Annotated in this window: 7 protein-coding genes and 1 tRNA gene; 5 read left to right on the top strand and 3 right to left on the bottom strand. The window is 58.6% G+C overall.

Annotated elements, in window-relative coordinates:
- Window positions 1–156: 156 nt before the first annotated feature.
- Window positions 157–231, bottom strand: a tRNA-Arg gene (locus AB7E06_RS09395).
- 243 nt (window positions 232–474) lie between these two features.
- On the opposite strand from AB7E06_RS09395, the gene AB7E06_RS09390 reads away from it, so the two are divergent.
- Window positions 475–1,368 (top strand): c-type cytochrome, encoded by an 894-nt coding sequence (locus AB7E06_RS09390; protein ID WP_125277359.1) that lies wholly within the window; start codon window positions 475–477, stop codon window positions 1,366–1,368.
- A gap of 250 nt (window positions 1,369–1,618) precedes the next feature.
- On the opposite strand, the gene AB7E06_RS09385 is transcribed toward AB7E06_RS09390, so the two are convergent.
- Both AB7E06_RS09385 and AB7E06_RS09380 read right to left on the bottom strand, forming a co-directional pair.
- The gene (locus tag AB7E06_RS09385; protein ID WP_427956533.1) at window positions 1,619–3,154 is read right to left on the bottom strand and encodes a 3-hydroxyacyl-CoA dehydrogenase; all 1,536 of its coding nucleotides are present in this window, start codon (window positions 3,152–3,154) and stop codon (window positions 1,619–1,621) included.
- Between the two features lie 31 nt (window positions 3,155–3,185).
- Window positions 3,186–4,418 (bottom strand): CaiB/BaiF CoA transferase family protein, encoded by a 1,233-nt coding sequence (locus AB7E06_RS09380; RefSeq protein ID WP_427956530.1) that lies wholly within the window; start codon window positions 4,416–4,418, stop codon window positions 3,186–3,188.
- Window positions 4,419–4,663: 245 nt separating this feature from the next.
- On the opposite strand from AB7E06_RS09380, the gene AB7E06_RS09375 reads away from it, so the two are divergent.
- From AB7E06_RS09375 to AB7E06_RS09360, 4 genes are all read left to right on the top strand, one after another.
- Entirely contained in the window at window positions 4,664–5,635 is a 972-nt protein-coding gene (locus AB7E06_RS09375; RefSeq protein WP_427956527.1) for an NAD(P)H-dependent flavin oxidoreductase, read from the top strand.
- Between the two features lie 14 nt (window positions 5,636–5,649).
- Window positions 5,650–6,393 (top strand): enoyl-CoA hydratase/isomerase family protein, encoded by a 744-nt coding sequence (locus AB7E06_RS09370; RefSeq protein ID WP_108728238.1) that lies wholly within the window; start codon window positions 5,650–5,652, stop codon window positions 6,391–6,393.
- A gap of 220 nt (window positions 6,394–6,613) precedes the next feature.
- Window positions 6,614–11,347, top strand: coding sequence for a glutamate synthase-related protein (locus AB7E06_RS09365; protein ID WP_427956524.1), 4,734 nt, complete (start codon window positions 6,614–6,616; stop codon window positions 11,345–11,347).
- A 33-nt stretch (window positions 11,348–11,380) separates the two neighbouring features.
- Complete coding sequence (locus AB7E06_RS09360; RefSeq protein ID WP_094195430.1) at window positions 11,381–12,853, top strand: glutamate synthase subunit beta; 1,473 nt, start codon at window positions 11,381–11,383, stop codon at window positions 12,851–12,853.
- The last annotated feature ends 93 nt before the right edge of the window (window positions 12,854–12,946 follow it).

The raw sequence follows: 12,946 nt of genomic DNA, 5'->3' as shown, positions 1-12,946 counted from the left end.
GCCAACCTCATCCGGATCTTTCTTGGAACCGTATTTTGGCAAACAGCAGACACAAAAAAAGCAGCCATAGGCTGCTTGCATTACGACGCGTTATAACTGAAAACTCACACCAGACCTTGAAAAACAGCCCTAAAGGGCCGTATAAACAAGGAATTCTGGCGCGTCCGACAGGAATCGAACCTGTATCGAGGGCTTCGGAAACCCTAATTCTATCCATTGAACTACGGACGCCAAGCTGGCTATTGTAGCGCGAGTTTGGAGTTTTTTTCAGCATCTATCGGGCAATTATGAGTGTGCCAAATCAAGAGTCAGATACAAGAGCGATACACTCCGCTATAATCCATGGTTGCGCGATCTGGGTCGGTGGCTTGGTAGACACGTCCTTGCGCACACCCATTAGGTAGGCGCAAGCCTTTATTGGTGGCCGTCAAAGGCCCTCCCGTCATTTCTTGTACGAACTCGCAGGATCCGATAATGAGCAACACGGAACAAAAACCCGAAGAACACAACGAGGGTCACTCAGCCATGATCAAAACCCCTAAACAATTGCTTGTGACCGTGGCTCTGGCTTTCTTGGTGCCCATCGCGATTATTGTCATGCTGGTCAGCCTGGTTACCTCCACCATGGGTGCTGGTGCTGGCTCCGCTGCCCTTTCCCCTGAAGCCATTGCTGCCCGCATTCAGCCGGTTGCTGGTTTCAAACTGGTTGACGCCAATGCCGTCAAAGAGCTGAAAACTGGCCAGAAAGTATACGAAACCACCTGTACCGCCTGTCACGGCACCGGTGTGGCCGGTGCTCCCAAGTTTGGTGATCAGGCTGCCTGGGGCGAGCTGCTCAAACTGGGCCAGGACGAGCTGATCAAGAATGCCATTCACGGCATTCGAGGCATGCCTGCCAAGGGCGGCAACCCGTCACTGGACGATATCGAAGTGGCCCGTGCCGTTGTTTACATGGCCAACGCAGCTGGCGCTGACTTCAAAGAGCCCGAAGCGCCTGCCCCGGAAGGTGAGCAAGCCGACGCCAAACCTGAAGCCGCCGCTGCTGCTGCAGATACCCAACCCGCCGAGGCCCCCGCTGCGGAGGCCCCTGCCGCAACACAAACGGCTGCCGCTGACGACAGCAAAGTCGACCCGGCAGGCATCAAACTGTACGACACCATTTGCTTTGCCTGTCACGCTGCCGGTGTCGCCGGTGCGCCCAAGTTTGGTGATCAGGCTGCCTGGAAGCCCTATATCGAATCCGGTATGGACACTATGCTTCAAAAAGCGATCCACGGTGTTGGCGCCATGCCTCCACGCGGTGGTTCGCAAGCCTCTGACGACGAACTTCGCGCTGCTATCCAACACATGGTTAACGCCGCCAAGTAAGCATTGCATCAAGGCTCTGTCCTGGCACAGAGCCTGCAAATACAAAAAGCCCGATGAATACTCATCGGGCTTTTTCTTTGCCTGAACCTGTCGACAAAGAAGCGATACAGAAACAGCCCCTTACACCAATAAAAAAGCCTGAGTCCGGTGTCATCCCGAACCCAGGCTTACTCATCGCCTTGTTGACGGCTCTGCCTCTAGAACGCTTTATAAAGCCTCATAACGCGTCCAGAAAAGCAATCTGAGACGCTTACTGCGCCTTGCACTGCGCCAATGCCGTCAAGGACATGCCCAATTGCACACGGCGTTGCAACCAAGGGCTGGCGCGGTAACGCATATCACCCGTGACCGCTTGCAGCGTGTTCAGCACATCCAGCAAATCACGCGAACCAACGGCATCGCCCATGGACAGCGGACCATTGTGCGGGTAACCCAGACCCAGGCGCACGGCAGCGTCGATATCCGACGGTGTCGCAATCTGCTGCTGAGCGATATCGCTGGCGATGTTCACGATGGTGGCCACCAAACGCTGGGCCACAAAACCGGCGGAGTCCTCGATCACGCTGACAGCCGTACCATCGCTGGCCAACATGGCCCAGGCTTGATCGCGCCATTCTGGTGTGGTCGCCGCCGAGCACATCAGCACACGGCGACGGCCTTTTTCCAGACCAAACAAGGTATCCAGCGCCACGGTGCGTGCAGGGTCCAGGCCGTGCAGGGACACCAAAGTCGCCACGTCTTCACCGTAAGGCGTCAATAGAATCAGAGCATCGGCAGGTGGCTGGTCACCTTCCACCACGTTCACACCCAACTCACTTAGCAATTGCAAAGCGCGAGCCTGGCCTTGCTCGTGGTAAGGCGAGACCCACACGGGCGCCAAGGAGTCCACAGCAGGAACGGCAGGCTCTTGAGGAACATGCTTCTTACCATCTTCATACTTATAAAAACCTTCACCATTCTTGCGGCCAAACAGCTTGCCCGCGTGACGCACTGCCGTGATGGGCGAAGGACGGAAGCGAGGCTCGTCATAGAACTGGCGGTAAATGGACTCCATCACCGGGTGAGACACATCCAGCGCGGTCAGATCCAGCAGCTCAAAGGGGCCCATGCGGAAACCAGCTTGTTCGCGCATGATGGCGTCGATCTGGTAGAAAGGTGCCACACATTCCTGGGCGATTTTCAGACCCTCGATATTCATGCCACGACCGGCATGATTCACGATAAAACCGGGCATGTCCTTGGCGCGCACAGGCGTGTGGCCCATATCACGCGACACTTGCATCAGGGCATCCCCCACTTCGGGCGATGTGCGCAAGCCATCAATAACCTCGACCACTTTCATCAGGGGCACGGGGTTGAAGAAGTGATAGCCAGCCACGCGTTCAGGGTGGCGGCAGGCTTGAGCAATGGCGGTAATGGACAGCGAGGACGTATTGGAGGCCAACACGCAATCGGCCGGCACGATCTCTTCCAACTGCTGCAGCAAGCCTTGCTTGACGTCCAGACGTTCCACAATGGCTTCCACTACCAGATCGGCAGGGGCCAAGGCGTGCAGATCGCTGGCGGTCTGCAAGCATGCTTTGGCCGCATCCACCTGTTCAGCCGTCATGCGGCCTTTTTCCTGCAAACGGCTCCAGACGGCGTGTACATCCGCCAAGGCCGCCTTGACCGAGTCTGCATTCAGGTCATAGAGCAAGACCTGCTTGCCAGCCTGGGCGGCAATCTGGGCAATGCCCCGCCCCATAGCGCCTGCGCCAACAATAGCGATGGTTTGTATCTGTTTCATGATTCACAACCTGATCGAAAAGCAATAAAAATTAAGCCTGTTCCACGGAGCCGGACACCAAGGCCTCTACCTTGTCGGGCGACAGCTCCAGCACTCGCGCCAGAACCTCGCGGGTGTGCTCTCCCAGACGCGGGGGCGCACTGCGATACTGCACGGGCGTGGCCGACAAACGCAAAGGGCTGGCCACCGAAGGTACGCTCCCCCCCTGCCCGGTCGGCAAGTCCAGTCGCAAGCCGCGCGCCAGCACCTGTGGGTCCTGATAAACCTGTTCCATCGTATTGATGGGGCCGGCGGGTATACCCACGGCTTCCAGCGCCTGCAACCAGCTATCGCGGGTCCGGCTCTGCATGACCTGCGCCAGCATGGGCACCAGTTCGTCCCGATGCATGACACGTCCGGTATTGCGCGCAAAACGGGGGTCATCCGCCCACTCGGGATGGCCCAGCTCCTGCACAAAACTGCGAAACTGGGTATCGTTGCCCACCGCCACAATCAAATGCCCGTCACTGGCCTCAAAGACCTGATAGGGCACCAGATTTTGATGAGCATTACCGGGCCGCTGTGGCGCCTGCCCGGTACACAAGTAATTCATGTTCTGATTGGCCATCATGGCCACCTGGCAATCCAGCAAGGCAATATCCAGATGCTGGCCCAGACCACTGCGATGGCGCTCCACCACGGCCGCCAGTACAGCCACCGTGGCGTACATACCTGTCATGACATCGGCCACGGCCACACCCGCTTTTTGCGGTTCGCCACCGGGCTCACCTGTCAGGGACATCAAGCCCCCCAGCCCCTGGATCATGAAGTCATATCCTGGCCGACTTGCATAGGGGCCCGTCTGGCCAAATCCGGTAATCGAACAGTAAATCAGGGCTGGGTTGATGGCTTGCAGACTTTCATAGTCCAGCCCGTACTTTTTCAAACCACCGACCTTGAAATTTTCCACCAGAATATCGCAGCGCCTGACCAGTTGCCGCACCACTTCTGCGCCTTGTGCAGTGCCTATATCCAGGGTGATGGACTCTTTATTGCGGTTGGCAGCCCCAAAATAGGCCGCATCTTCCGTGTCCGCTCTGTGACCATCTCGTAGATACGGTGGCCCCCAGCCACGGGTATCGTCTCCCGCGCCGGGACGCTCTACCTTGATGACCTCCGCCCCCAAGTCAGCCAGGTTTTGGGTACACCAGGGCCCGGCCAGCACGCGCGTCAAGTCCAGAACACGTAATCCCGCCAAGGGCGCTTTTCGTTCAGTCGTGGTCATAGCAAACAAAAATCCTTCAAGTCGCGTATTGTGCACTACGTCTTCTTAGTCCGGTCTATGGACAGAAAAAGTGCTCAAACCATGGTCATTTTCGGGCCCGGAGGAATTTGTGCAACGCACCAGGCCGGGCGACGATAAACCGTCCTAGAATAGGTGACGATAGATTATCAGCGGCAGATCTTCCTTGCAGGACCCCACCCCTTCAAGAGGCGGGGCACATCTTTCGATAATAGGAGACCGACCTTATGCCATCGGCATTAACGCAGCAGCTTTATCAATCTATGACCCTGCCTGTGATGGCAGCACCCATGTTCATTGTCTCGAACCCGGCCCTGGTGATTGCGCAATGCGCCAGCGGCATTATCGGTTCTGTCCCCGCCTTGAACGCCCGCCCCCAGGAAAAGCTCAAGGACTGGCTGGACGAGATCGACGACACCCTGGCCGAACTGCGCGAGCGCCATCCCGAGCGCCGTATTGCTCCCTACGCCATCAATCACATCATTCATCAGTCCAACGACCGCCTGGAACAGGACCTGCGGGTGTGCGCTGACCACAAGGTGCCACTGGTGATTACCAGCCTGCGCGCCCCACAGGATATTGTGCCGCATGTACACGCCTGGGGCGGCAAGGTTTTCCATGATGTCACCACCTTGCGTCACGCCGAAAAAGCCCTGGAAGCCGGTGTCGATGGCCTGATCGTGGTGGCTGCGGGTGCCGGCGGCCATGCCGGTACCTTGAGCCCCTTTGTGCTGGTCAACGAAATCCGTCAGATTTTTGATGGCCCAATTGCCCTGTCGGGTGCCATGAGCCGTGGCCGCGACATTCTGGCCACCCAGGCCATGGGGGCCGACATGGCCTACATTGGCACGCGCTTCATTGCCAGTACCGAAGCCAATGCCTCGGACGATTACAAGAACATGATCGTCAAGGGCCGAGCCGCCGATATCGTCTACACCCCATTGTTTACGGGTATCCCCGGCAATTATCTGAAGGACAGTATCCGCGCTGCCGGTCTGGACCCAGACAAGCTCGATAGCGAGAAAGCGGCCGACACCGCCTTTGGCTCTGGTCTGAGCAAGGCTTGGCGCGATATCTGGGGCGCTGGCCAAGGCATTGGTGGCATTGACTCAATAGAGCCAACCGCCGACATCGTTGCTCGATTGCATCGTGAATATCAGGAAGCCAAAGCAGCGCTGCTGGCCTCCCCTTTTGCCTGAACGAGGAGCCTCCCATGATACGGACTCATGACGCAGGTCATTGGCTGGAAGTCATTCTGGATCGGCCGGAACGACGCAATGCCTTGACCAGCCCCATGTACGAAGAGTTGGCCGACATCATCGACCAGGCTGATCAGAACCAGAAATACCGTGCCCTGATTCTGACTGGTGCGGGCGAGCATTTCTGTGCCGGCAACGATATCTCCGAGCTGTCCAATGTGCGCAACAACGACATGCCGCCGCCGATCAAATTCCTGCGCAGTCTGGTCAAAGCCGACATCCCATTGATCGTGGCGGTAGAAGGCCATGCAGTAGGTATTGGCGTGACCTTGCTGCTGCATGCAGACTTTGTGTACGCGGCCCGTGACGCGCGTTTACGCATGCCCTTCACGGCACTGGGTCTGTGCCCGGAAGGTGCATCCAGCCATCTGCTGGCCCAGTATGTGGGGCCACGCCGAGCCAACGAATGGCTGCTGCTCTCGCAGGCGTTCAGTGCCGAGCAAGCCATGCAGGACGGTCTGCTCACCGAACTGACCGACCATGGCAATAGTCTGGAAGCGGCCCGTGCCTGCGCTCATGCGCTGTCCGAGCAGCCTCCCATTGCCTTGCGTACCAGCAAGCGTTTGCTCCGTGAACCCCAGCGCGAGGTTTTGCTGGAAGTCCTGGAACGTGAACGCAAGCTATTTTCCAAACTGCTGGAAGGCGACGAAGCCCTGCAAATTCTGGGACAAATGAGCCAGAACCGCAGCGACAAATAGCCGCTCTAGTGGCCTGATTTCTACGCAAACCTACATGTGCAGCGATCTTGCCACACTGCACCCGGTTCAGACGGGTTATAAGGGGCCTGTGAGAGCAGGTCCCTAATTTTTTTTTGCCGTATTCGCAAAAAATTCTTGCGTACAAAAAAAAAATCGCTGTATTTTATTTTTTGCGCTGCAACAAATGCACCGCTTTAACACGTTCTTTGCGGATACGCCCATGACACACTCCTGTCCCCCCCAAGCGCAAGGCTTGTACCTTCCCGCTAATGAACACGACGCCTGCGGCGTCGGATTTATCGCACACATCAAAGGCCAGGCGAGCCACGCCATCATTACCCAAGGCCTCAAAATCCTGGAAAACCTCGATCACCGCGGCGCTGTAGGCGCAGACCCTTTGATGGGTGACGGTGCGGGCATTCTGATCCAGATCCCCGACCAGCTTTACCGCGAAGAAATGGCCGCCCAGGGCGTGACCCTGCCTCCCCCTGGCGAGTACGGCGTGGCCATGGTGTTTCTGCCCAAGGAAACAGCTTCCCGCCTGGCCTGTGAACAGGAGCTGGAGCGTGCCGTACGAGCCGAAGGCCAGCACATGCTGGGCTGGCGCGACGTGCCCGTAGACAGCACCATGCCCATGTCCCCCACCGTCAAGGCCAACGAGCCGGTCATTCGCCAGTTGTTCATTGGTCGTGGCCCGGATGTGATGGTGCCCGACGCGCTGGAACGCAAGCTGTATGTGATCCGCAAGACCGCCAGCCACGCTATCTACCGCATGGATTTGGCCCACGGACAGGAATACTTTGTGACTTCGGCCTCCGTGCGGACCATCGTCTACAAAGGTCTGCTGCTGGCGGACCAGGTAGGCCGCTACTACCGCGATCTGGCCGACCCGCGTGCCTGTTCGGCCCTGGCCCTGGTGCACCAGCGCTTTTCCACCAACACCTTCCCCGCCTGGCCTTTGGCCCACCCTTACCGTCTGATCGCCCACAACGGCGAGATCAACACCGTACAGGGCAACTTCAACTGGCTGCGCGCCCGTGAAGGTGCCATGGAATCGGCTGTGCTGGGCTCGGATCTGCAAAAACTCTACCCTATCGTGTACGAGGGCCAGTCCGATACGGCCACCTTCGACAACTGTCTGGAATTGCTGGTGATGGCCGGCTACTCCCTGCCTCACGCCATGATGATCATGATGCCCGAGGCCTGGGAACAGCACGCCGAGATGGACGAGAGCCGTCGCGCCTTTTACGAGTACTACGCAGCCCAGATGGAGCCCTGGGATGGCCCGGCTGCCATCGCCTTTACCGATGGCATTCAAATCGGTGCTCTGCTGGACCGTAACGGCTTGCGCCCGGCCCGCTATGTCATCACGGACGACGATATGATTGTGCTGGCCTCCGAGGCCGGTACTCTTCCTATTCCCGAGCACCGCATTGTCAAAAAATGGCGTCTGCAGCCCGGCAAGATGCTGCTGATCGACCTGGAGCAAGGCCGCATCATTGATGATGCCGAGATCAAGTCCCAACTGGCCAATACCCACCCCTACAAGCAGTGGATTGAACGCCTGCGCTTGCGCCTGGACTCCCTGCCCAGCGTGCCCGGCGTGCGTCCCCAATTGGCGACCCGTGACCTGCTGGATCAGCAACAAGCCTTTGGCTGGACTCAGGAAGACATCAAAGTTGTGCTGCAGCCCATGGCCAGCAAAGGTGAAGAAGCAACCGGCTCCATGGGCAACGATGCGCCTTTGGCCGTGCTGTCCGACAAATCCAAGCCCTTCTACAACTACTTTCGCCAGCTATTTGCTCAGGTCACCAACCCGCCGATCGACCCGATTCGCGAACAAATGGTGATGTCGCTGGTGTCCTTTATTGGCCCCAAACCCAATTTGCTGGACATCAACAACGTCAACCCACCACTGCGTCTGGAAGTGTCCCAGCCTGTGTTAAGCCCGGCTGACATGAACCAGATCCGGCGCATTGATGCCGCCAGCAATGACAAGTTCCGCAGCCAGGAACTGGACATCGTCTACCCTAGCTCCTGGGGACCGGAAGGCATTGAGGCCAGCGTGGCCGCCCTGTGCGCCCGTGCGGCGGATGCCGTACGCGATGGCTACAACATTCTGATCCTGACCGATCGCCGTTGCGATGCCGAGCATGTGGCCATTCCCGCCCTGCTGGCGACCTCGGCCATTCACCAACACCTGATCCGCAATGGTCTGCGTACCCGCACCGGTCTGGTCGTGGAAACCGGCTCGGCCCGCGAAGTGCATCACTTTGCGCTGCTGGGTGCATACGGTGCCGAAGCCATGCACCCCTGGCTGGCTTTTGAGAGCCTGCAACACCTGGCCCAGGACCCCATCAACCAGATTGATGCCTCCCAGGCCGAGAGCCACTACATCAAGGCCATCAACAAGGGCTTGTACAAGGTCATGTCCAAAATGGGCATCTCCACCTACATGTCCTACACCGGCGCACAGATTTTCGAGACCATCGGCCTGTCGCACTCGCTGGTGGACAAGTACTTTGTGGGCACCGCCTGTCCGGTAGAAGGGATTGATATCTTCACCGTGGCCGAAGAGGCACTGCGCCAGCATCGCGCCGCCTACAGCAAAGATCCCGTTCTGGAGAACCATCTGGAAGCCGGTGGCGAATACGCAGTGCGTGTGCGTGGCGAAGAGCATATGTGGACGGCCGACTCCATTGCCAAGCTGCAACACGCCACCCGTAGCCAAAACTACAGCACCTACAAGGAATACGCTCAGCTCATCAACGAACAAAGCCGCCGTCATATGACCCTGCGCGGTTTGTTCGAGCTGCGTCTGGACCCGGCCAAGGCCATTGCCCTGGACGAAGTGGAACCCGCCAGCGAAATCGTCAAACGCTTTGCAACGGGCGCCATGTCGCTGGGTTCGATCTCGACTGAGGCCCATGCCGTACTGGCCGTGGCCATGAACCGGATTGGCGGCAAGTCCAATACCGGCGAAGGCGGCGAGGACGAGTTGCGCTATCAGCATGAAATGAAGCACGGCAAAAGCGCCATCCGCCAAGGTGACACCTTGGCCAGCGTCCTGGGCCAGGATCGCGTATTTGCCAACATCGACCTGCAAGAGAACGACTCGCTGCGCTCCCGTATCAAGCAGGTTGCATCCGGCCGCTTTGGCGTGTCGGCCCAATACCTGTGCAGTGCCGATCAAATCCAGATCAAAATGGCACAAGGTGCCAAGCCCGGCGAAGGCGGCCAACTGCCCGGCCACAAAGTGTCCGAGTACATCGCCAAGCTGCGTTACTCCGTGCCCGGTGTGGGCCTGATTTCGCCCCCACCCCACCACGACATTTACTCCATCGAAGATTTGGCCCAGTTGATTCACGACCTGAAGAACGTGAACCCGCAGGCAGATATCTCCGTCAAGCTGGTGTCCAAGGTAGGTGTGGGCACCGTGGCTGCCGGTGTGGCCAAAGCCAAGGCCGATCACATTGTGATTGCCGGTCACGACGGCGGCACCGGTGCCTCGCCCCTGTCCTCCATCAAGCATGCCGGCACCCCATGGGAACTGGGCCTGGCTGAAACCCAGCAGACCCTGTTGCTGAACCGCTTGCGCAGCCGCATCCGCGTACAGGCCGACGGCCAGATGAAAACCGGCCGCGATGTTGTGATCGGTGCCTTGCTGGGCGCAGATGAGTTTGGCTTTGCTACCGCCCCGCTGGTCGTGGAAGGCTGCATCATGATGCGCAAATGCCATCTGAACACCTGTCCCGTTGGCGTTGCCACCCAGGATCCCGTGCTGCGCCGCAAGTTCAAGGGCAAGCCCGAGCACGTAGTGAACTACTTCTTCTTCGTTGCCGAAGAGGTGCGTGAGCTGATGGCCAAGCTGGGCGTGCGTCATTTTGACGATCTGATCGGTCGCAGCGACTGGCTGGATATGCGCAGTGGCATTGAGCACTGGAAAGCCCAGGGTCTGGATTTTTCACGCCTGCTGCACAAAGTTGATAACGACGAGTCGCCACGTCAGATCGCTACCCAGGATCATGACCTGGATCACACACTGGATCGTCAACTGATCGAGCGCAGCGCCGTCACTCTGAACCAAGGCACCCCGCTCTCTTTCATTACCCCCGTACGCAATCGAAACCGCAGCATCGGCGCCATGCTCTCGGGCGTATTCACCAAAAAATACGGTCATCAAGGTCTGCCTGACGACAGCCTGCACATTCAATGCAAAGGCACGGCAGGCCAAAGCTTTGGCGCTTTCCTGGCTCAGGGCATCACCCTGGACCTGGTGGGCGAAGCCAATGATTACGTGGGTAAAGGTTTGTCCGGTGGCCGCATTATCGTGCGCTCACCCAACGACTTCCGTGGCTACGGCCCGGACCACATCATCGTGGGCAATACCGTGCTTTATGGTGCCTTGGCAGGTTCCGCCTATTTCAACGGCGTGGCCGGTGAACGTTTTGCCGTACGGAACTCCGGAGCCAGTGCAGTCGTGGAAGGCGTAGGCGACCACGGTTGCGAATACATGACCGGCGGCACCGTCGTGGTGCTGGGTGAAATTGGCCGCAACTTTGCCGCTGGCATGTCCGGTGGCGTGGCCTATGTGTGGGATCCCCAACGTCGCCTGCAACTGCGCTGCAACCCTGGCATGGTGGATCTGGAGCCTGTGCTGAGCAAGGCCGAGCAAGAAATGAACAGCAGCATGGCGCAATGGCACAGCCGTACTGCCGGAGGCGAACGCCAGACCGACGAAGCCATCTTGCACACCCTGGTTCAGGAGCACTTCAAGGCCACGGGCAGCTTCCAGGCCCGCGAGCTCCTGAAAGACTGGGACAGCGCCCGCGCGCAATTCGTCAAAGTCATTCCACGCGAGTACCGCCGTGCACTGAGCGAATTGTGGCAAGGCCCGCAGGCAAGCAAGGCCGCACCCAAAAGCAGTAAAACCCGCCGTTCGGCTTCGGCCTGAACCCTTCCCATCACCATCAGGAAACGACACATCATGGGAAAGACGACTGGATTTCTTGAGTTTCAACGTCTGCAAGAGGCCGTAGAAGCTCCTTTAAAGCGGGTCAAGCACTGGAAAGAGTTTGTCCAGGTATTAAATGACGAGCAGGCCGGCCAACAGGCCGCCCGCTGCATGGACTGCGGCATCCCTTTCTGCCATAACGGTTGCCCGGTCAACAACATCATCCCCGACTGGAATGATCTGGTTTACCGCCAACAGTGGAAAGAAGCCCTGGACGTGCTGCACTCCACCAACAACTTTCCGGAAATTACCGGCCGCATCTGCCCCGCACCATGCGAGGCAGCCTGTACGTTGAACATCGACCGTGTACCCGTGGGCATCAAGTCCATCGAGCACGCAATTATCGATAAGGGCTGGGCAGAAGGCTGGGTAGTACCTCAAGTGCCCACCCACAAAACCGGCAAACGCGTGGCCGTGATCGGCTCCGGCCCTGCCGGCTTGGCCTGTGCTCAGCAATTGGCACGCGTCGGACACGACGTCACCGTGTACGAGAAAAGCGACCGCATTGGTGGCTTGATGCGCTACGGCATCCCCGACTTCAAGCTGGAAAAACATCTGTTGGATCGCCGTATCGCACAAATGCAGGCCGAGGGCGTGCAGTTTTGCCCCTCTACCTATATTGGCCAGGCACAAGACCAGGCCGCGCAGGAACCCGGGCTAAGCGTGTTATCACCTGACGAACTGGAACTACAGTTCGACGCCATCGTCCTGGCAGGCGGCTCTGAAACCCCCCGCCTGCTCGATACCCCCGGCAGCCAGTTGCAAGGCGTACACCCTGCCATGGACTTCCTGCGCATCCAGAATCAGCAAGTTGCCGGTTCACGAGGCACCCCCGCCATCAGCGCCCAAGGCAAACATGTCGTGGTGATTGGCGGTGGCGATACCGGCTCGGACTGCGTGGGCACCAGCACACGCCAAGGCGCAAAATCAGTGACCCAGTTTGAACTGATGCCCCGCCCGCCTGAGCAGGAAAACACGGAGCTGACCTGGCCCTACTGGCCCATGAAACTGCGCACCTCGTCCTCGCACGAAGAAGGCTGCGAACGCGACTGGGCGATCAACACGGTAGAGCTGGAAGGCAAGAACGGACAGGTCAAAGAACTGCGCGCCGTGCGCGTGGAATGGAAAACCGATCCAGCAACAGGCCGCATGAGCATGACACCCATTGCTGGCTCCGAAATGACCTTCCCTGCCGATCTGGTTCTACTGGCCATGGGCTTTACCGCCCCCGTTCGCCAAGTTCTGGAAGCCTTTGCCGTAGACGCCGATCAACGCGGCAACGTCGCCGCCAACACAGACGACTACCAAACCAGCCGGGCCAAAGTCTTTGCGGCCGGAGACATGCGACGCGGCCAGTCCCTGATCGTCTGGGCCATCCGCGAAGGCCGCCAGTGTGCCCGTTCCGTAGACGAGTTCTTGATGGGGAGTTCGACACTGCCCCGTTAAGTCCTCTTGGCAGTACCGGTAAGCAAACAGCCAGCCGCGATAAACGGCTGGCTGTTTGTCTTTGGGTGAACAAAGCCACTCATGACCCTGGGT

Source organism: Alcaligenes sp. (assembly GCF_050255915.1).
In the GTDB taxonomy this organism is placed as follows: domain Bacteria; phylum Pseudomonadota; class Gammaproteobacteria; order Burkholderiales; family Burkholderiaceae_B; genus Alcaligenes; species Alcaligenes aquatilis.
Note: the sequence above shows the minus strand (reverse complement) of the source record. Positions and strands in the feature narration are given on the sequence as shown.